This window comes from Acinetobacter sp. YH16042, assembly GCF_013417245.1.
Taxonomy (GTDB): Bacteria; Pseudomonadota; Gammaproteobacteria; order Pseudomonadales; family Moraxellaceae; genus Acinetobacter; species Acinetobacter amyesii.
Genome location: NZ_VPEJ01000004.1, coordinates 43,407 through 64,117 on the forward strand (window position 1 = coordinate 43,407; position 20,711 = coordinate 64,117).

At 39.5% G+C, this 20,711-nt stretch carries 20 protein-coding genes and 4 tRNA genes; 9 read left to right on the forward strand and 15 right to left on the reverse strand.

Going from position 1 to position 20,711, the window contains the following annotated elements; all coding sequences use genetic code 11:
- Window positions 1-8 precede the first annotated feature (8 nt).
- Entirely contained in the window at window positions 9-1,469 is a 1,461-nt protein-coding gene (locus FTV37_RS04090; RefSeq protein WP_180063176.1) for an inorganic triphosphatase, read from the forward strand.
- Between the two features lie 224 nt (window positions 1,470-1,693).
- Window positions 1,694-2,125 carry a hypothetical protein gene (locus tag FTV37_RS04095; protein WP_168378945.1) on the forward strand — a complete coding sequence of 144 codons (432 nt, stop codon included), beginning with the start codon at window positions 1,694-1,696 and terminating at the stop codon, window positions 2,123-2,125.
- Between the two features lie 100 nt (window positions 2,126-2,225).
- On the opposite strand, the gene FTV37_RS04100 is transcribed toward FTV37_RS04095, so the two are convergent.
- Together FTV37_RS04100 and FTV37_RS04105 are read right to left on the reverse strand one after the other, a co-directional pair.
- Entirely contained in the window at window positions 2,226-2,396 is a 171-nt protein-coding gene (locus FTV37_RS04100; RefSeq protein WP_180002979.1) for a hypothetical protein, read from the reverse strand.
- 460 nt (window positions 2,397-2,856) lie between these two features.
- On the reverse strand, window positions 2,857-3,489 hold the full coding sequence (locus FTV37_RS04105; RefSeq protein WP_180007293.1) for a hypothetical protein: 633 nt from the start codon (window positions 3,487-3,489) through the stop codon (window positions 2,857-2,859).
- A gap of 107 nt (window positions 3,490-3,596) precedes the next feature.
- Between FTV37_RS04105 and FTV37_RS04110 the strand changes: the two genes are divergently transcribed.
- Together FTV37_RS04110 and FTV37_RS04115 are read left to right on the forward strand one after the other, a co-directional pair.
- Window positions 3,597-3,998 (forward strand): DUF3144 domain-containing protein, encoded by a 402-nt coding sequence (locus FTV37_RS04110; RefSeq protein ID WP_078188837.1) that lies wholly within the window; start codon window positions 3,597-3,599, stop codon window positions 3,996-3,998.
- A 172-nt stretch (window positions 3,999-4,170) separates the two neighbouring features.
- Window positions 4,171-5,235 carry an amidohydrolase gene (locus FTV37_RS04115; protein WP_180007295.1) on the forward strand — a complete coding sequence of 355 codons (1,065 nt, stop codon included), beginning with the start codon at window positions 4,171-4,173 and terminating at the stop codon, window positions 5,233-5,235.
- A gap of 80 nt (window positions 5,236-5,315) precedes the next feature.
- On the opposite strand, the gene FTV37_RS04120 is transcribed toward FTV37_RS04115, so the two are convergent.
- On the reverse strand, window positions 5,316-8,084 hold the full coding sequence (locus tag FTV37_RS04120) for a pitrilysin family protein (RefSeq protein WP_180063095.1): 2,769 nt from the start codon (window positions 8,082-8,084) through the stop codon (window positions 5,316-5,318).
- Window positions 8,085-8,233: 149 nt separating this feature from the next.
- Window positions 8,234-9,055, reverse strand: a complete 822-nt coding sequence (locus FTV37_RS04125) for a PhzF family phenazine biosynthesis protein (RefSeq protein WP_180063096.1) — start codon at window positions 9,053-9,055, stop codon at window positions 8,234-8,236.
- A 104-nt stretch (window positions 9,056-9,159) separates the two neighbouring features.
- On the opposite strand from FTV37_RS04125, the gene FTV37_RS04130 reads away from it, so the two are divergent.
- A complete protein-coding gene (locus FTV37_RS04130) occupies window positions 9,160-9,768 on the forward strand; it encodes a flavin reductase family protein (RefSeq protein WP_180063097.1) in 609 nt (202 codons plus the stop codon).
- Window positions 9,769-9,877: 109 nt separating this feature from the next.
- Entirely contained in the window at window positions 9,878-10,609 is a 732-nt protein-coding gene (gloB, locus tag FTV37_RS04135) for a hydroxyacylglutathione hydrolase (RefSeq protein WP_180063098.1), read from the forward strand.
- Between the two features lie 91 nt (window positions 10,610-10,700).
- On the opposite strand, the gene FTV37_RS04140 is transcribed toward gloB, so the two are convergent.
- Window positions 10,701-10,925, reverse strand: coding sequence for a hypothetical protein (locus tag FTV37_RS04140; protein WP_171525918.1), 225 nt, complete (start codon window positions 10,923-10,925; stop codon window positions 10,701-10,703).
- 482 nt (window positions 10,926-11,407) lie between these two features.
- On the opposite strand from FTV37_RS04140, the gene FTV37_RS04145 reads away from it, so the two are divergent.
- The gene (locus tag FTV37_RS04145; RefSeq protein WP_078188846.1) at window positions 11,408-11,611 is read left to right on the forward strand and encodes a hypothetical protein; all 204 of its coding nucleotides are present in this window, start codon (window positions 11,408-11,410) and stop codon (window positions 11,609-11,611) included.
- 308 nt (window positions 11,612-11,919) lie between these two features.
- Here the strand turns inward: FTV37_RS04145 and FTV37_RS04150 are convergent.
- The 6 genes from FTV37_RS04150 to FTV37_RS04175 form a co-directional block, all read right to left on the reverse strand.
- Window positions 11,920-12,004, reverse strand: a tRNA-Leu gene (locus FTV37_RS04150).
- A gap of 73 nt (window positions 12,005-12,077) precedes the next feature.
- Window positions 12,078-12,162: transfer RNA gene (locus FTV37_RS04155), tRNA-Leu, on the reverse strand.
- Window positions 12,163-12,198: 36 nt separating this feature from the next.
- Window positions 12,199-12,272: transfer RNA gene (locus FTV37_RS04160), tRNA-Trp, on the reverse strand.
- 37 nt (window positions 12,273-12,309) lie between these two features.
- A tRNA-Leu gene (locus tag FTV37_RS04165) sits at window positions 12,310-12,394 on the reverse strand.
- A 107-nt stretch (window positions 12,395-12,501) separates the two neighbouring features.
- Window positions 12,502-13,326, reverse strand: coding sequence for a protein kinase (locus FTV37_RS04170; protein WP_180063099.1), 825 nt, complete (start codon window positions 13,324-13,326; stop codon window positions 12,502-12,504).
- Window positions 13,304-14,815: a DUF3336 domain-containing protein gene (locus tag FTV37_RS04175; RefSeq protein ID WP_180063100.1), complete on the reverse strand. Its 1,512-nt coding sequence runs from the start codon at window positions 14,813-14,815 to the stop codon at window positions 13,304-13,306. Before FTV37_RS04175 ends, FTV37_RS04170 begins: the two co-directional genes overlap by 23 nt.
- A 189-nt stretch (window positions 14,816-15,004) precedes the next feature.
- Here FTV37_RS04175 and FTV37_RS04180 point away from each other — a divergent pair, with 189 nt between their 5' ends.
- Window positions 15,005-15,877, forward strand: a complete 873-nt coding sequence (locus tag FTV37_RS04180) for an ATP-binding protein (RefSeq protein WP_180063101.1) — start codon at window positions 15,005-15,007, stop codon at window positions 15,875-15,877.
- A 69-nt stretch (window positions 15,878-15,946) separates the two neighbouring features.
- Here the strand turns inward: FTV37_RS04180 and FTV37_RS04185 are convergent, their stop codons facing one another.
- Genes FTV37_RS04185 through FTV37_RS17730 form a run of 3 tightly spaced genes read right to left on the reverse strand, consistent with a single transcriptional unit; the run spans window position 15,947 to window position 18,581 of the window.
- Entirely contained in the window at window positions 15,947-17,290 is a 1,344-nt protein-coding gene (locus FTV37_RS04185) for an amidase (RefSeq protein ID WP_180063102.1), read from the reverse strand.
- Window positions 17,287-18,177 (reverse strand): MFS transporter, encoded by an 891-nt coding sequence (locus FTV37_RS04190; RefSeq protein WP_257224201.1) that lies wholly within the window; start codon window positions 18,175-18,177, stop codon window positions 17,287-17,289. Before FTV37_RS04190 ends, FTV37_RS04185 begins: the two co-directional genes overlap by 4 nt.
- A 56-nt stretch (window positions 18,178-18,233) precedes the next feature.
- Window positions 18,234-18,581: an MFS transporter gene (locus FTV37_RS17730; protein WP_218947553.1), complete on the reverse strand. Its 348-nt coding sequence runs from the start codon at window positions 18,579-18,581 to the stop codon at window positions 18,234-18,236.
- 97 nt (window positions 18,582-18,678) lie between these two features.
- On the opposite strand from FTV37_RS17730, the gene FTV37_RS04195 reads away from it, so the two are divergent.
- Entirely contained in the window at window positions 18,679-19,647 is a 969-nt protein-coding gene (locus tag FTV37_RS04195; protein WP_180063103.1) for an Lrp/AsnC family transcriptional regulator, read from the forward strand.
- Between the two features lie 38 nt (window positions 19,648-19,685).
- On the opposite strand, the gene tsaD is transcribed toward FTV37_RS04195, so the two are convergent.
- Window positions 19,686-20,702 carry a tRNA (adenosine(37)-N6)-threonylcarbamoyltransferase complex transferase subunit TsaD gene (gene tsaD, locus FTV37_RS04200; protein ID WP_111885694.1) on the reverse strand — a complete coding sequence of 339 codons (1,017 nt, stop codon included), beginning with the start codon at window positions 20,700-20,702 and terminating at the stop codon, window positions 19,686-19,688.
- Between the last annotated feature and the right edge of the window lie 9 nt (window positions 20,703-20,711).

The following is a 20,711-nucleotide window of genomic DNA, read 5'->3' on the forward strand; positions in this document are numbered from 1 at the left end:
AGAAAACCATGGTTGAAGTTGAATTAAAGTTCCAGATTCCAGAAGCACGTCGAACTGCATTATTAAAGGCACTCGATCCAAAAAAATCTGAACAAATTCAACTTAAAGCTAAATATTTTGATACCCCAGATCGACAAATGGCACAGCAGCATGCAGCCTTGCGTCAACGTTTAGAAGGAACCCGCTGGATTCAAACCCTGAAAGCTGCAGGTAAAAGCCACATTGAACGCTTTGAGCATAACTTAGATTTGGGTGAACTTGAACAAGCTCCTGCCCTAGATTTATCTGTTTATAGTAATGAAGCTGAAGTTCAATCAGTTTTAAAAACCACTTTAGGCGATCAGCAAGATTCACTACAACTTCAGTTTGAAACCGACATTCTGAGAACTTATCGCGTCATAGAGTTTGAAGACGCCAAAATCGAAGTTAGCTTAGATATCGGCTGTATCCGTAGCAACAATACAGAAACAGAGGTTCACGAAGTTGAATTTGAACTGAAAAGCGGCTCTATTCAATCGCTCCTTGCCTTTAGTTTTGAATGGGTTAAAAAGTACCATTTGTGGTTAGACGTTCGAAGTAAAGCCGAAATTGGCAACTTGTTGGCATTGAGTCAAACTGTGAGTCCAGCAGTTGAGGCTAAAGAATTTCAACTCAGTAAAAAAGACACTGCCGCAAAAAACTTACGACTTTTAATTGCACAGGAAATGCAGCACCTTCTGCCTAATATTGCCGCAATTTCTGCAGGTGTTGCTCAGGCCGAGCACATTACACAAGCTCAAAAAGCACTCCATCATTTACAATTAACCATTTCGCTGTTTAAAGATTGGAACAGCGATATCGTTGAAAAATGGGCCATGCAATTGGGCGCATTTAAACAGCAGTTTGAACAATTACACCATTTTGAGCACATGCAAAATACCTTGGGTGGCTTTTTACAAAACCCAACGACCTCAGAAAATTTAACCAAAGATATTTTGTATGCCAAAGAGAAGTTAGGCAATTTGGTTAAATCGACTCAAAATGTGCATCATTATCTTGAGCTTTTAATGTTTAGTTTGAAAGTCGATGATGCACCGCAAGAACATGATTTTAAATGGTATGCTCAAACTACCCTTCAAAACCAATATAAAGCCCTGCAAGAGGCTTTAAATGATGCCGACATTAACAATTTTGAAAGCTTAGATGTGCTTTCTCAGCGCATACAAGAGCTTAAATTTAGCTTCCCAATTTTGACGTCTATTTATGATGTAAAAAACTTGCAGAAATATAGTAAAGCGCTCAATGATGCACAAGTCGCGGCTCAGGAATATCAAGTCCTTTCCTCTTCTGCACAATATATTCAGCAAACAGAGCTGGAAGCTAGTGATTGGTTTGTTCTCGGTTGGTTGACTGCAAAGCAAGAGGTTTATGCAGATAAACTTTTAGAAGCGACGGAACAATTCCTTGTCAGTCGAAAACTCATTAAATAAAACCTAAGGGAGATTCAATGAGTCTCCCTTTTTTATTTGTATCCTACATTGTCATATAGATATTCATTTGTTGAACATTCAGGTTCATAGTCGGCTATTTTCAATTCATCATTTCCTTAGTTTGACTCAGTTACATTGAAATATTTTGAGAACCTATTATTTTTGTTTTCTGGATAAAAACTTTTAAAATAAGCTATCTGAAAACTTAGATTCAGGGTGGTTTTATGTTGAAAAGTCACATACCTGTAATTTATCCCCTATTTTCATTTTCACTTATTTTTATATTTTTCCCAATACTGAGTGCTTGTAGTGAACAACATAAGCCTGTGCAAAGTACCGAATTAAGGCGCACGGCATCCTTACAAGTCGAAAAGCCGCTTTCTCCAACTCAAAACTTTGATCAGACACGACGAACCTTTAAAGTCCTGCGCAATAATAATGAGGACTATGGTGATGAGTCTTACCAAATCAAAACCGATGCTGGCACACTGAGTATTTACAGCATGAACTTGAATCCGCAACAAGGTCAGCTACTATCTAGCGTCAAGTCTGGAGAATGTCTCACCCTATCGAGTCAAAGCGACAATTTAATTGCGGTTGACGGTTATATCAGTGTGATGGAATTGGGCGACATTAAAATTCATCCCTGCAAATAAACTTCAATATAGTATTTGCATATCAGTCATTCAAAAAAACTAAGAAAATTGCCTTAAGGCTACACTGCTATTGGGGGTTTAATTCATAATCCATACTGATTTAACCTTGTGCTAATAACCCCCATGATTTCATGGCATTACTCACCATGCGTTGTAATTGTGTCAAGGCCATACCATCACGTGCTTGTATCGTCATCCCTTGCAATAAGGTCATATAAAAATCAGTCAATTGCTCTGCATGAGCCAAACTTTCAATTTCGGCATTTGCCATAGTGGCTATTTTCACATTAGGGCGTGGATTACATAATCCAAAGCATCCTTGTGCAGCGAACTAAATTCACGTTCTAAGTAATATCGTCAACATATTTAATTAACTGATGTTACGCGCGTAAAAGTAATTACGCATTTTTAAAATGATTTTTAAGTCTATTCGACGGAGTCTTACATCTAGGGTTTAAATAAAGGGATTAGCCTTCGGCTGGAAGTACTTTTGTTTCGGCAAAATGAGAAGCGAAGCTTCGCAAGGAAACCATCTTGCGGAGCAATGCTCCTCACCGCAAAACTCGTTCACTAGCGTCTACTTATTCAAAGTATCGCAAAAACATCTTTAAATAGATGTAGTTCTGTCTCAAACACTTGCGGATGACGTTGCCGCGTATCGCTCTTTTATTTGAATCAAATGGCGCTTCTGATGTTACTGCGTAACATCAGTAATTAACGATATTTATTAATTAACGATATTTCCCAAAGATTTTCCACGTATTGTTATCTGCTAAAGGGTCACTATAGCTATCGCTACGGGCTTTACGTGGTTTGTCACGGGCATCCACCAATTTAAACTCGTTTTCGACACTAAGTACAATGCCATTCACATAAAAACGAGTACGGGTATAATCACTTTGCCCATGTTGAAATACATAGGTTCTGAGGTCAATAAATTCACGGTGTCCGACCAAGGCTGCAGTGTCATCGCTGTCTAGCCAATGTCGCATCGCTTGAATTTGATCTGCTTCAAACTGCCCACATTTTTCAACCAAACTTGCAATACCACGAAAGGTTTTAGATTCTTTCGCACGTGTTTTGTTGATTCGAATACGATCCACATGAAAATAAAAAAGCGGCAGATTCAAATGACTCGGCAAATGGATTGCATCAAGGACTTCATCTTCCACAAAGGGTTGAAATAAGTCTTGAGCACGTTCAATTAAGCCTGTCCACTGTGCATAATATTCGGCTACTTCAGACTGTGTACCATAATAAATGGGCAGCCCTTCTACATTGGCTAAGGTTGAGGGCGGCCAAATATTTTGTCGAAGTAATGCAATATCACTTTTCAGACTTTGCACTGCGATTGCGTCTTGCATGAAGCATTCCATTTTACTTAGGCTATTTTTTAGATTAAGTCAAAGGTTTAGTTTCTGCAAGGCTTTGCCTATAATACTGCATTAGATTTTTATGCTAGGACACATTCATGGTTCAAAAGATTGAAGCTACTGATGTAACCGAAGAAGAAGCGTTGAATGCAGCTTTCTTTGAACGTGCGGATGAATTTATTAAACAAGCCAATGAATTTTGTCGTGTTGAAAAAGGTTCTCAAGTTAAACCTGCAGAAATGCGCGGCCAAGTGAGTGCTGCCATGTTATTTGGTACTGCTCGCTTTAATACTTGGGTTGCTGCAAATGGCTTCAAAGATGGCAAAGAAATGCGTGATGCCAAAGATCAAGTGATGTCTTATATTCTTCAACAATTTCAAATGATGCTTGAAGATAATTATGATGAATATTGCGAACAGTTTGAAAACTATCTTCGCTTCCGTCATAACGAAGAATTCCATGCAAACAAGCATGATCACGACCACGATCATCAGCATTAATCAAAAGCCCTTCGGGGCTTTTTTTATACAACTTCTCTTTCACAAAGCTTTGATTTAATATTTAGTCATAACGTTGTATTTTCATCATTCATGCTATTTTCAGTGCCTCGCGTATTCGGAAATACAATGAAATACGCAAGAAATGGACATGGTTTTAAGGACAAGGATAGCAATGCAGACGCTCGATTTTGCCATCGTGGATTCACATATACATCAATGGGATCCATACAATACCCCACATGCCGCTTCACTTGCCGTGAAATTATTGGGTAAACATCCCTACTTGCTCGACAAAATGATGCGCTTAGTTAAGCCGCAAGAGTTAATTGACACAGTTGGTTTAACCAAACATGTGACGACACCGTATTTGCCTGAAAATTATAAGCAAGATGCAGGACATTATCTGGTCGATCAAATCGTACATGTAGAAGCGAGCTGGCATGACCATAAAGGCAAAGGGGTGGTTGGTGAAACAAAGTTTATTGAATCTTTAGACTTTAATGCTCAAAAGATTAAACTTGGCGCCATAGTCGGCACTGCAGACCCATGTGACAGTAGTTTTAAGAAAATTCTTAAAATGCATAAACAAGCCTCCCCACATTTTCGTGGCATACGAAAAATGGCAGCTGTACATGAAGACCCAAAAGTTCACGCATGGACCAATGAGCCCCATCTCTATACCAATAAAAAATTTATGAAAGGTTTTGAAGCCCTTGCTCAAATGAATTTAAGTTTTGATGCATGGGTTTATTCAGACCAAATTCGTGATTTAACCGCTTTAGCACGTGCTTTCCCTGAAACATCTATCGTTCTGGATCATTTTGGGACACCTGTCGGTGCCTTTGGACCTGTCGGCTCACATACAGGCTTAACCCAAACTTCACGTGACAATATCTTGTTTCGTTGGAAAGATGATTTAGCTGAACTGGCAAGTTGCCCAAATGTTTATACCAAAATGTCTGGATTATTCATGCCGGTGCTGGGTCATCAGTTTCATAAAGAACAACGCCTTGCATCCAAACAAGAGATTTTCGATTGCGCCTTTCCGCTTATTTCTCATGCTCTACAATGCTTTGGGAAATACCGTGTGATGTTTGGCTCTAACTTCCCGATGGATAGTGTGAGTGCATCCTTGGTGAATATTATTGACGCCTTTTCAGATGCGGTCGCGAGTTATGATCCTGATGCGCTGACTTTAGTCTTCCAACAAAATGCGCGTCAGTTCTACCGCCTATAAGTTCATTAAGCTATTTTGCTATCAAGCTATCCATTGCGGCTCAAAAAAAATCCTCCATCTGGAGGATTTTTTTATTCGGTTTATTTTTGAGTAGATTTTACAGCTTGACCATATTGGTCAGCCATCACCTCAACCAAACGCTCAGGTTGAATATATTTTTTGATGACAGCATTAACATCCGCTTTGGTCAAACTAGCAATGCGTTGATCACGCTGTTCACGATAGTTTAAATCACGACCTTTTTCTAACTGTGGAATCAACATACTATGAATGCGACGGTCATCTTCAAGTGCAGTTAAACGCTTTTTCAAAATACTGGCTTTGGCTGCTTCTACTTCCTGTTCCGTCACGCCATTTTTCAATAAGTTTTGCAAAACTTTATGAACAGACTGAGAAACTTGTGCTGATTTACCCGCAGTGTAGTTTGCATCAATACTCAGTACACCTGAATTCACCCATTCATCAAAATTAATGTCTGCACTAAAACCATAAACCAGTGCATTCTTTTCACGTAACTCTTGGGCTAGACGTGAAGACAACTGTGAATCACCAAGTATGTGGCGTAATACTTGTAACGCAGGAGAATCGGTATGCTCTACACCTACAGGTAGAGTCATAATGGCTTGGTAACTACCAAACTCACGCTGTTCAGACAATGCATGCACTTTCTGTGCAGGATACGCTGTAAATGTAGACTCTAAGCGTTGATATGGCTCGCGGGTTTTCCAATCTGCAAATTCTTTTTTCAGAATTTTTTCTATTTGCTTGGTATCAAAATCACCTGTTACCGCAATTTGTGCATGCTGTGTTTTAAAGAATTTTTGATGTAACTGCTGCACTTGATCACGTGTAGCCGACTCAATTTGTTTTTTCGCAAGTTCAGGTTCGAAGTGATAACGAATATCCCCCGGCTCATAGATCTCGACAATACGCGACAGTGTCATTGCAGCAACGGTATCCGGCTCTGTATAAGGTCGATCCAAACTCGATAAACTTTGCGCTTTAATTAAATCAAATTGTGACTGTTCAAATGCTGGATTTTTAATAACATCAATAACATATTGCAAAAAATCAGCAAATTTTTCTTTACGTGCAACCACCTGAATCATGAGACCATTATCATTTGCACTGACCGTTGCACCGCCACCAACATCAATAATTTTATCGGCAATTTGCTGTAAACTTTGATCTTTAGATGCACGGAACATGAGATAAGCTGTCAAATCTAGCAACTCACCTTTATTCATTAAGCTTTGCGCTGTACCAAAATCCAATGCAATCGTTGCATAAGTCTTGTCATCACGAGTTTTAGTTGGAAACAATGCATACTGAATGCCGTTTTTAAATTTAGCGCGCTGAATCTGTTTTTCTTTCTGATTTAAATATTGCTTAGACTCTGCAACATATTGCTTCACTTCAGCACGATAAACACTCGCATCTTTCAATGGCTCTTCTGCAGGCGCTTGCTGATCTAAAGTTTCAGCAGGTTTTGACGCAGCCTGTTGCTGTGCTTTCTTTTGATCTTCAGGTGTAGGCAGAATATTTCCTGTAACACGGTATTCAGGCTTTAGAAAGTCCTTATACACCTGATTCACGTCGCTTACATTCAGCTTTTGCACTTTATCTAAGTCACGGAAATATTGAGACCAGTCCCCGTTATAAGCCACAGTATAAGAACTGAGACGCTCGCCAAGTGCTGTTGCGCTATTTTTGACATTGTCAGCCATATTTCGAGTCAGGCTTTTAACACGGTTTAGCTCGACGTCATTAAAGGCTTTATTCTGCTCTACACCTTGTGCCAGACTGGTTGCCACTTTGTTAGCATCATGACTTGGGCCATATATCGCCCCCATAAACACCAAATTAAAATCTTTATCTAACCATGTGGTGGATTGAACTGCGGTTGCTGTCCCTGTTTCCACCATGCTTTGATACAAATGCCCACTTGGCTGTAAGGTATACAAAGTTGGAGATACCGCCAAAGCGGTTTTAATCGGTTCGACTGCACCATTTAAATAAATATTAAATTTACCAAAGTCACTGCCCTTATGAACGGTAAATTCGCGTTGCTTTAATTTCGTTCCATCTAATTTAGGGACTTTGGCCTGTTCAGGAATTTGGCGTGCGGCAATTGGGCTAAATTGTTGATCAATTTGTTTTAATACAGCAGCTTTATCAAACTTACCAGAAATCACCATCACTGCATTATTTGGCGCATACCAACGGCGATAGAACTGGTTTAATTCGTTCATATTGATGGATTGAAGTTCTTTCAAATCACCTATCGGTAAGCGGCCTAAAGATTGATTGCCATAGGCTTCTTTTAAAACTTGGTCGATTAACACTGAAAATGGCTGATCTAAACGAATTTCACGTTCACGCTTAACGATATCAATTTCTGTCGGTACAAATTTTTCCTGAAGTACCAATTTGTCCATCCGTTCTGCTTCCAAATGCAAAACTTGGTCAATCGAACTTTGTTCAGGACGAATCACATTGGTGTATTTCGTTGAATAATAATCCGTACTGGCATTGGTCATCAGCGTGAATTGGTCTAAGCGACGCTGAAATTCATCACCTTTGACATTTTCAGTGCCTTTAAAGGCCAAATGTTCGAGCAAATGTGCCAAACCACCTTTGCCCGCAGGGTCATTTAAAGAACCCGTGAAATACACCGTATTCATAAACACTTTGCTTTCTTTATCGTTTTGCGCCAAAACCACACGAAAACCGTTATCTAATTTATATTCTTCAATGGCTTGTTCAGTTTTAACCAATATAGGTTGAGCAAATAGGCTGGTACTTAAACCTGCAAAAAAAAGTGAAAGCGTTAAATGTTTAATACGCATGTAATTCAAGTGTCCTTTATATTTAGCATCGATCAGCGCAGTGCTGTCGATCAGATTGGTTTTGATTTTATGCTGAGCTTTTCTGGATTAATAGTTACTTTTTATTATATACATGCTGCAGAATGAGACAGCATGTATTTGATTTATGTTCAGATATAAATGTCCGACTGCATATATAAACACGCATAGCCTGAGATTTCTATACGGTCATTTTCGAGCATTTGACAATGTAACTCACCACCACGGCTTGATGCTTGATACGCTAAGATCTGACCTCTTTGTAGACGTTCTGCCCAAATTGGCACGATTCCGGTATGAATAGAACCCGTAACAGGATCTTCATTGATGCCATTACCCGGTGCAAAATAGCGTGAAATACAGTCATATTGCTGGGCTGCCGCAGTGATTGCAACATCAGTGATCGTACCCGGCGCTGTGATGGCGGTGCGGATTTTGCCCAGTCGTTTTAAAATTTCAAAATTCGGTTGTTCGTCCAAAACTTGTTGAGCCGTTTCGTATTCCACGATATACGCCTGCTCATTCAAATAAACCTGCTTGAAAGGTTGACTCAACCCTAGACGTAGCTCTTCAGGATATTCGCTCACGACCTGTGCCCGACGCACAGGGAAATTCATCAGAATTTTTCCATCTTCAGCTTTATTTACGCTAAAAATACCGAGATTTTTGACATGAAATTGGATATTTTTTTCAGCCGTATAAAACTCAAAAAGCACATAACTACTGGCCAATGTCGCATGTCCACAGAAGTCCACTTCAGTGGTCGGTGTAAACCAACGAATTTCATAATTGCTGCTGTCGATTTTTTTCACAAATGCAGTTTCAGATAGATTATTTTCCAAAGCAATCTGTTGCATCAAGTGTTCATCTAACCATTCATCCAACACCAAAACCGCCGCTGGGTTGCCTTTAAATAACACTTGGGTAAATGCGTCCACTTGATACATTTTCATTGATTGAACTCCTGATTTAGTGATTTATATTAAAGGCTTTTGAAAATATTTCATGCGTTATATGCTATGTAGCAACACTTTTTAATAAAACATCTAAGTTTTAGATGAACTTAAATATAGGCACAATTTTGAAAACGCATATTCACCCCGTTCCTTTAGAAAAATCATACCGACTTTTAAATCATGGGCCGACTGTGCTCGTCTCTGCTCAGGATCAAACCCATACTGGTGTGATGACTGCTGCATGGGCATGCGCCTTAGAGTTCAACCCTGCAAAAGTGACAGTAGTACTGGATAAATCAACTAAAACACGTGAAATTATTGAAAATTCAGGTTATTTCGCCTTACAAGTGCCAACACTGAAACAACTCAAACTGGTCTATGCACTTGGCATGATGAGCCAACGTGATGCGCCAGAAAAATTACGCCAATGTGGCGTGGAATTATTTCAATTTAATAACTCAGATATTCCTGTGGTTGAAGGTTGTGCTGCCTGGCTACTGTGCAAACTTATTCCTGAACCTCACAATCAACAAGCACATGATCTGTTTATCGGCGAAGTCATTGCTGCTTATGCAGACGACCGCGTCTTCCGTAACGGACATTGGTATTATCATGAAGTAGCAGATGAATGGAAAAGCCTACATCATGTTGCTGGCGGGCACTTTTATACCATTGGTAATCCTGTATCTGTAGATGAGACACCAGACTAAAATAGCGCTATGAACTCTGTCGTTTATTTAGGGTTGAAAATCGATAATCATACCTTTTGAGCATTTTCATGCTAACTTTAACTTAATTTAAAATATTGAATGAATGGATATGACGTTTAAAATACATACATTGGATGTCAAAAATTCACTGCAAAATTATATTTGGCTGCTTGAGCACACCGAAAGCCATGATGTCATTGCAGTAGATCCTACTGAAGCCGCTTTGGTCGAGCGCTATTGTCAGGTACATCAGCTTAATCTTACGCAAATTTGGCTAACGCATTGGCATAAAGATCACGTCGGTGGTGTACCTGAACTTATTCAAAATAAAAACATTGCCGTTTACGGCCCCCGTGCAGAATTAAGCCGTATTCCATGGGTGAATTTTCCTCTCGATCATAATGACCGTTTTGAATTTCATGGTCTTGAAGTCGAAATAACAGCAACTCCCGGCCACACCCTCGGGCATATCGTATATTTTATAGATGACATTCATACACTGTTCTGTGGCGACGTATTATTTGCTATGGGCTGTGGACGTGTATTTGAAGGTACTTTTCAACAAATGTACGATTCATTGAACCGTATTGCCGCATTCCCTGCAGAAACTCAAGTGTATTGTACTCACGAATACACCCTGTCGAATGCGCAGTTTGCGCGGCATGTTGAACCCGACAACCTTGCCATACAACAGCGTTTTGATGAGGTTGAATCCCTACGCATGCTTGGACAATGTACTTTGCCAAGCAGCATTGAATTAGAACTAGAAACCAATCCATTTTTACGCGCAGAAAGTGTTGAAGCGTTTCAGCGCTTAAGAGAACTCAAAGACAATTTTTAATTGGATTGCGAGTTATAAGCATTTTAGATTTCATCATAAATAAACTGTTTTATTTGTGATGAATGTTTCGGGTCGATTTATCATTTTATATTTATAAAATTTGATTGCTTGCAGCAAATTCGTCCAATTCAGCTTGAGTCACAACTCGAACCGCTTGCATTTCATCGATACGCACCATCAATAAGCCACCTAATGCAGGCTGATAACGTCGCGCACTGCCAAAAGGCGTATATGCCACTTTGGATTGCTCCGAAAAGACCAACCAATCTTCATGTCCAAGCATCACCGCAATAGGCGTCTGCCCCGCTTGTTGCATCTGTTCAATTTTTGCTTTGACATCGTGCTCAATGTTTTGCATGCATTCAATCTATTTATATCGATGGGACATAGTATAAAAGCATTTCGACAAATCTTGATGTGAAATAGCTTTGCATGCTCACCTATCCAGCGAATTAGGTTTTGAACAAGCTGTTATTTGCAATCAATACTGCACACCTAATCCACTATACTTTCTAAGTTAAGTCATCGCTTATTTTGCACACAGCTTCTCTATACGCATAGGATAGATTTTAAGCCAGCAGTTAAAACCCAAATTTCTAAAATACGTTATATTTACTTACATTAAGTTTAGCTTGTTATAAAACAGCGAGTTAAATGAATTTATACAGTTTACAAGCCGATAATCTGTTTATTTATCCATCAAAATTTCATATTTTAAATAAAAGTTTTCCATTTCCCCTTTAAAAAATATTTTGACACCCCTATTTAATATTTTAATGATTGATAAGGAGTTCGCTCGTGAAAAAAGTGGTTAAAGCAAAAAATTTAGTTGCCTTCCGTCTTTGGTTAGAAAAGTTAGGATATTCTGTTCGTACACTGGCAGATAATCGTGGATTTACATTCAGTTTTAAAAAAGAATATGGTTTAGTGACTGTAGATTTGTCTGGTAATGCTTTGGCCATGCAGCTCGGTGAAGAGTTTGAAGATCATTTAAAGGCATAATCTTCTCTATAATTTATTCGAACGATTTGAAATAAATGATTTAATTCGATTGATTCGAATCCGCATTTAAAAAACTTGCCCGTATATGCGGGCTTTTTTTTACCTTTGATGTTGCTGACACATTTTTATTGATTTAAATTTCAGACAATAAAAAAGCAAGATTAGACATCTTGCTGTATCTCCTGGTTCATCATCTTTCATTAGATTTTATTATTAGAATTAGTCTTCAAAAAAGACCATGTTTAAGACACTGATTTTTTCGAATTTCAAAAACAAAAAAGCAAGGTATAAAACCTTGCTTAATCTAATGGTGGGGACGGAGAGACTCGAACTCTCACACCTCGCGGCGCTGGAACCTAAATCCAGTGCGTCTACCAATTTCGCCACGTCCCCAACTCGGGTGCTGACAATGTCAGACTTTAATTTGTTTTAAAAACCTGTTTATTTGGCAACTTAATAAATTAAGTGGTGGGGACGGAGAGACTCGAACTCTCACACCTCGCGGCGCTGGAACCTAAATCCAGTGCGTCTACCAATTTCGCCACGTCCCCAACAGGGTTGCTGACAATGTCAGACTTTTTAAAAATTGGCAGAGGATCAAGGATTCGAACCTTGACGAACGGTTTTGGAGACCGTCATGCTACCATTACACCAATCCTCTGTGACCTTCACTACTAAACTCATGTTTAGTAATTCAGTGGTGGGGACGGAGAGACTCGAACTCTCACACCTCGCGGCGCTGGAACCTAAATCCAGTGCGTCTACCAATTTCGCCACGTCCCCGATGGCTGTGTATATTATAGAGATCACCCCTACATGACAAGCCTTTTTTATAAAAAAGCATCTTGTTTGTTTAAATAAAAAACAATAGTGCTTTTTTTGTATTTTTCTTAAGCAAATTCAGCAACTAAGTCGCTTTTTAAGCGATAAAAATCCACCAATCTGTCATTTTTTTGCTTCATCAACATGTGTTGCAATAGCTGAGTAAACCCTTGATATTGCATTGGCAGATCAAGCTTTAAGCGTTGGCAATGTAAATAGGCCCAATCTTCATAGTTTTTCGCCTCTAAACGCTGTGATGTCAGCCATTCCAAGAAAATAATCCCCAAAGCATAGATATCACTGTGCAAAGATTTCGCTTGTCCATGGAAAAGTTCGGGAGCCATATAACGTGGTGTCGCAGTTAAGGCATCTAACTGATCAAATTCTAAAGGTAGCGCTTGCTCAAAATCGATGAGTCTGCACTGCCCTTGCCAACTCACAAAATGCTCTTGTTTTAAATCTGCATGTATCCAACCGTGCAGGCTTAATCGTTCAACCACATCGAGTGCTTGCCATAGCACTTGCCTCACCTGTTCTATGCTCAAACTCGATGCAGGCTGTACGAACCAAGGCTCAGCATTCGGCAATATTAATAGTTGGTCAATAGACTCTTGCTGAATACTGAGATGCGACTGTTTTATCACTTGAAAAGCTAACGTGATACTGTTTTGTGTAGACGCTTGACTAAATAGTTGGTACAGCTCAATTTCACGACCAAAACTGGCTACATGTTCAAGGCTGCTGTCACTGACTTGCGCCTTGAGCCAATAATTTTGTTGGTTGAATTGAAATTGATATAGACGACGCCCAAAAACCAAACTTTTAGATTTGGTTTTTGGCTCATAAATGATTTGCGTTAAATCCGTGAATTTAAACTGCAATAAATTCTGCATGTCGTTGACTGGGTTCATTTTGATAATTTAATAATTCCAAACAATGCTGAATGGTCTTACCGATGCGGGCTTGCGTTTCGATTAATGAAATCTTCGGCCAAGTGGCTCTTTCACCTTCACGCTGCAATACCTTAAACAGATAAGGTCGTGGATTTTGCAACATATAACTATAGTGTCTTAAGCCATATTTCCCCACAATATTGACATCACCATAGTATCGCTGGTCCACCACGCCATAACCATGATCAAGCAAACGTCTTACCGGTGGAATACTTCCTGCACGCTCACGGGCAAAATCCATCACCCCTTTACTAATCACCTTACCTTGACGACGAACGATCCGCTCAGGCCAACTCAACATACTTTTACGAAAGCGTGAAACATCATCCTGCATAAACGGCACAATATGCGGATTGACCTGACTGGCGATACTGTAATTAATATTATATAAACGCGCCATTTTCTCCTGTGGGAAATCACTGCGCACACTCCCATCTACCCAACGCGTTGCCGACATATATGGCGTAAATTGCCCGTCATAACGCTTACTGGTCAGTCGTACCGGTGGAAATAGAATGGGCACTGCACAAGATGCCAACACTGCACTCCAAACCAACAAATCGGGTGATGTATACGCATTCATAATTCGTGCATCTTGGGATGCATCATAAGGCGCAACTGCCACATTGATATGCAGACCAGATTGCTTATAAGCTTCGGCAAAAGTTAAGTCACCTAAGTTTTCAACCAAAAACTTTTTCAGATATTTTACATCTGCCAAACCGCCATTACCCTGCACTAACTCAGTCAATTTACGAAAATGAAATGCCTCACTAAAGAAATTTTGTCCGTTTAATAAATTGGTAAACTCTGACGGTTTAGAGACACCCAACATCCCGGTCATAATTGCGCCAGCACTGGAACCAGACAGAACTTTTGGCATCAAATCTTGTTCCATCAGTGCTTTACACACACCGGTATGAAACAAACCTAAAGTTGAACCGCCTGAAAACATCAAAACAGGTTGACCATAGGCTTTTTGGCTTTGTTCAAAGAATTCAATTTTTTGTGCAGCATCAAGACAAACGCATTCTTCAGATGCGATAAATGCCAAACTTTTACTCACCTCATCAACATAGTCTTCAATAATTTTTTTGGTGCCGACGTAGGCTTCTGTAAACAGTAAAGGATGAGCAATATTGCCAACATCATAAGTTAAACCTTCACTTAAAATGTACATCAAATCTCGAGTACGTTTCTGAGCACGATATCGTCTCAGTAACCCTAAACGATGTGTGATGATTTCTGCATCAAAATACGGTGAACTATTATCGAATTTCCATTCTTGCGCACCCGATTCTTCATCTATTTTAAGTGCGATATCTTTCCATTCTTCATAACATTCAGCACGGTCGAGCTGACGCTTTAATTTTTTTATCCGATATGCCTGATGTGGATTAATACTTTTTGAAAACCCTGTAAACAACATGACTATCCCTCAGCACACTTTAAACTGTTCACTCAGCTAGATTTATAACAACTTTTTGGTTATTCGAATAGCATAGATCTGCCAGAACAATCATTTAACTTTGACATATTGAGGCGATTATAACTGCATTATTGATGTACACTGCTGTCATATACCAACCAACAACAAGACACGACAAGCTGACTTATCATGGCTACAATTGATTTACCTGACAACATCCTTCAATCACTATCTACTGTACTCTTACAACTACAGCACAGTTTGCCTGAGCTTAAAAAAGCACCCGATTTTTCGAGTATCGCGTTTAAATGGCAAGATAAACAGCTTAAAGCCATTCAACAGCCCAAAGTCATGTATTTAGAAGATTTAAAAGGAATTGAGCGTCAAAAAGAAAAAGTGATTCAAAACACTTTACAGTTTTTAAATGGCTTACCTGCCAATGATGTTTTACTCACTGGCTCTCGTGGTACAGGTAAATCATCCATCGTCCGTGCTCTGCTCACACATTATGCAGACCAAGGTTTACGTTTAATTGAAATTGAGCGTGATGATTTATCTGATTTGCCAGAAATCCAAAAGTTGATTGAACATCGCCCTGAAAAATTTATCGTATATTGTGATGATTTGGCATTCAATGCTGAAGATGAAAACTATCGCAGTTTAAAAAGTGTTTTAGATGGTTCATTACAATCAGGTTCGAGTAATTTTATTATTTATGCTACCAGTAACCGTCGTCATTTATTGCCTGAATTTATGCACGAAAACACACCAATTACCCGTGTAGATGTTCCTCAATATACAGAATTACATCCACAAGAAGCGATTGAAGAAAAGATTTCTTTGTCTGATCGCTTTGGGATGTGGCTGTCTTTTTACCCAATGGATCAAAATTTATATTTAGAAATTGTTGAACATTATTTGGCTAAAGCCGAGATGCCATGGACAGATGAAGCGCGTGCTGAGGCACTACGTTGGTGTCAAGGTCGTGGGCAACGTTCAGGGCGTGCTGCTTATCAATTTTCAAAGCATTGGATTGGGTCAGAACAACTTAAACAAGCCTAGAGCCAAAAAACTAAATAAAAAAAGAACCGCTATAGCGGTTCTTTATTATTGAATATGACAAATGATTCTTTAATTCTGACAAATAGGTGGAAGCACAGAACGAATACCTAAACCATTGGCAATTTTCTGCACTGTGTTTACCACATTAACATCATTAGCTTGAGATGAAACCAACTGAATACCCATCGGCAGTCCGCTTTCACTTTGAGCCATTGGAAAAGCATAACTTGGTGCATCTAAATAGTTAAATGGACGCGTGTATTCACCCACATGACTAAACTCGGTATCCGTTGAGCTTGACACAACTGCAAGGAATGGGCTCACTGGAAACAGCAAACATCGACCATTTAAAGAAGCTTTAAATGTCTGCTGAAACTCAGTTCGCTCTGCAATCAATGACTCGTATTTTTCCTGTGAAATACTCTTACCGCGTAGCACACGCTGACGAACTAATTCCCACATCTGTGTTTCAGCATTTTCAGCTGTATCGCCATGATATAAATAACTTTCATAAGCAATAATGTCAGACGTCCGGTCCGATAAATTATGAAAATCGAAATGTGCAGGTGGTTGCCAATTTTTAATTTCGATTCCCAATGATTCGATGCGTTTTAGCCCTTCGCGCCAAAGGGTTAATACCTCAGGCTCAAGCGGATATGGAAATGCAGATTCATCTAAAGCATAAATTACATTTTGACTTGATGCCGCTCCAACATCTACATCCATCAATACATTGACTAAAGCGCTAATATCATCTGCAAATCGTGCAAAAGGCCCTAGAGTATCTAAAGTTTTGGATAAAGGTACTGCACCCGTGTCGGCAATTTTATGGGCTGAAGGTTTAAAACCAAATATGCCATTTAATGCTGCTGGTGTACGAATCGAACCACCTGTATCACCGCCAAAGGCCATAGGACTAAGACCACTAGCCACAGCAACCGCTGAACCTGAAGATGATCCACCCGGTGCAAATTGCTGCTCTGCCCACGGGTTTTTAGGTGTGCCTTGCATTGGATTTTGACCAGACAAACCAAAAGCCAACTCGGTCATTTTAGTTTTACCTAAAATCACTAAACCTAAATCTTGCAATTGATCAACCAGTTTACAGTTCGCTTGCGCTTTTTGATCTAAATAAACCGTACCTGCATAGGTGATATGACCCGCTACATCCAGATTATCCTTTAGTAAAATTGGCACACCATGAAATGGACTCAATCGTGTGCCTTGCTGAAGCAACTCATCTAAATGTTGTGCCTGTTGCAAAGCCTCGATTTCGAATAATTCCGAAATACAATCTAGATGTTTAAATGTTTGGTTTCGATCAATATAAAATTGAACTGTCTTTACTGAAGTTATCTTTTTGCAGGCAATCTGGCGACCAAGCTCAAGTGCAGATAAATTCACAATATTCATTTTATATCTTCCAAACCTTTTCCTGCCGTTTCAGGCATTTTCATAAATGTGATTAATGTTAATAATGCGCCAACCAATACCATAAAGTAGAAATAATCTTGTTTACCAATACTTTGTAGCCAAGTTAGCACATACGGTGTTGTGCCGCCGAGTAAAGCCACCATCAAGTTGTAGGGTGCGCCAATGCCAACTGCACGAACTTCTGTCGGAAACTGTTCAGACATGACAGCTGGGCCAATGGCGGTATATAAAGCATATAAAACCAAGCCGAAAAGCTCGACCAATAAAATAGATGCAAACGTGCCATCCATCCATTTAATGATTGGATAAAAGAACACTAAATATCCCACAGCAAACACGATCAACTGCGGTTTACGACCAATTTTGTCTGATAGCCAGCCAAATACAGGCTGACACAGCATAAAGATAATTAAGCCAACAGTATTTGCAGCAAAGGCTGTTTGTGGCTCTGCGCCTAAAACTTTAATGGCATAGGTCGGGACATAGACCACAAAAATATAGAATGCAAATGTTGTTAAGATAGAAATACCCACAATACGAAGCGTTTCTTTCGGATGACGTTTAATCAGTACAACCAAAGGATTTTTTACTGATTCTTTTTTATGGGTCATTTCGCTATCAGGTACTGATTTACGAATCCACATACCCACCAAGCCGCCAATCGCACCCAAAATAAACGGAATACGCCATCCGTATTCGCTCATTTGCGTTTCAGTTAAAGTACTTGTTAAAGCCCAAGCAAGACCTGAGGCCATCAAAATACCAATCGCTGAACTGAAAAACATAAAGCTTGAATAGAATCCGCGTTTATTTTTTGGTGCCATCTCTGAAAGATAAGTTGCCGCTGAAGCGAACTCACCACCCAAAGATAAACCCTGAAGTAATCGCGCTAATACCAAAATAATCGGCGCAAAAATACCAATTATTCATAGGTTGGTGAAAGACCTATCATCAAAGAACCACCTGCCATCATTATGATGGTTGCGGCCAAAGCTGCTTTTCGACCATAGCGGTCAGAAAAGATCCCCAATACGATTCCACCTAATGGACGCATGAAAAAACCTACAGCAAAAATTGCGAAGGTCGCAAGCAAGGATGCAGTTGGATCATCTGATGGGAAAAATTGTTTCGCGAAAAATACTGCAAAAGTTGCATAAATCGTCCAATCGAACCATTCAATAGCATTTCCTACAGTTCCTGCAAGAATAACTTTCTTTTGTGATACATTTCCTTGTGTGGAAATTGAGTTTTGCATTTTTGACTCATCCATAAGCGTCTCATTTAATATTTAGACATAAATACAGGTTGTATTTTATTTTATAGACTTAAATTTAGATTATAATTATTTTTTAGACAAGTCAATCATCATGAGTGAATCTTTTAGTTTCGACGGAATCGATACTGCATGCATCAAAGCTCTTATCTCCAATCCGAGAGGATCATGGCGAGAACTGAGCCAGATTAGTGATGTCCCTGAAAAAAAGCTGTCTCGACGTCTAGGTAGATTGCTAGATGACCAAGTTATACGAACTGCAATTGAATTAAATCCTGTGGTTGCCAATAAGGGTTACACCGTTCATGTCTGGATCAGTGTGAAATTTGGGAAGGAAAAAGAAGTTGCGCATTTTTTTGCAAACCGTCCAGAAGTACGCATTGTTTTTCTAACCACAGGACTTGCCGATATTTTCCTTGAAATTGGATTAGAAAAGGCCGCCGATCTCTCTGTTTGGATGCATGATTTTGTTACGCATATTCCGGATATTAAAACCGTAGAAACCCAAGCCGTATTAAAACCATTTACTTGGGCAAGCAAACCCAAAGCTTTAGAAGGTACAAGCGATAAAAACATCAATTTTAGAAGTTTGACTGAAATAGAATTAAAACTGATTCATGCTCTGTCTATTGATGGGCGTTCATCTATTAAAAGTTTGGCAGAGCAAATCGAACTCAGTGAACATAAAACTCATAAATTATTGAATGATTTATTGGAAGAAGGCATTTTCAACATTCGTGTCGATGTAGAACCCAGTTTGATGGGCTATAAGTCAGAAGCGATTATTTTGATTAAAGCTCGTCCAGATGCAGCAAATCAAATTGCCAAGACCTTGTCTGAACTTAAAAACACACGCTGCCTATTTGGCATTAGTGGAGATTCACAATTTTTCTGGCATGTCCTATGTAATGATTCAAGTGATTTATGGAAACTCATTACAGAAGATCTTGGTAATTTTGAAGGCATTCAATCTTGCAATACCAACATGGTGACATTGGCATTAAAACGTGCAGGATTTATGCGAAAAATCAGCAGCGCGCAGTTATTTTCAAATTTAGATTAAAAAAAGAACCGCAAATGCGGTTCTTTTTTTAACGATTTTTACGCTTCGTTTGGATTACTTAATTCCGTCATCGGCCAACGCGGTGTAGTTGTAACAGACAAATCATCATGCTGACCCGCTTTAAGACGCTGATAACCTGCAAACGCAATCATTGCACCATTATCTGTACACAGCGCAGGTTCTGCATAAAACACATTTGCACGGATTTTTGCCAAATCAGCCTCTAAGCGCTCACGTAAACGCTTGTTTGCACTTACACCGCCGGCAATTACTAAACGTTTTAAACCCGTTTGTTTTAATGCTTTCACTGATTTTTTCACCAATGTATCAACCAACGCTTCTTGGAATGATGCAGCGATATCCGCCTCACGACCTTCGCCTTCAACTTTTTTCAATTGAACTGAAACGGCAGTTTTTAAACCACTAAATGAAAAATCTAAACCTTGGTGTAGCATTGGACGTGGAAATTCAAAGGCATTGATGTCGCCATTGATCGCCAATTTCGAAATATTTGGACCACCTGGGTATGGTAGACCCATCATTTTAGCGACTTTATCGAATGCCTCACCTGCTGCATCATCAATCGACTCACCCAATAATTCATATTGACCAATTCCATAAGCAGCCATCAATTGAGTATGTCCGCCAGAGACTAAAAGTGCCACAAATGGAAATTCTGGTGGAGTTTTAGACAACAAAGGCGCCAACATATGACCTTCCATATGATGTACACCAATTGCAGGTTTATTCAGTGCAAATGCCAACGTACGACCAAACAATGCGCCTGTCATTAATGCACCCATCAAGCCCGGCCCGCGAGTATATGCAATTGCATCAATTTCTGATTTATCAACTTTACTTTCTTCAAGCAATTGTTTTAATAACGGAATTAACTTACGCACATGGTCACGTGAAGCTAATTCAGGTACCACACCACCATATTCTGCATGCAGTTTGATTTGGCTATACAATACTTGTCCGCGTAATCCTTGCTCACTATCGTAGAGTGCGAGTCCTGTTTCATCACACGAAGTTTCCAAGCCTAAAACGATCATTAAACTGCC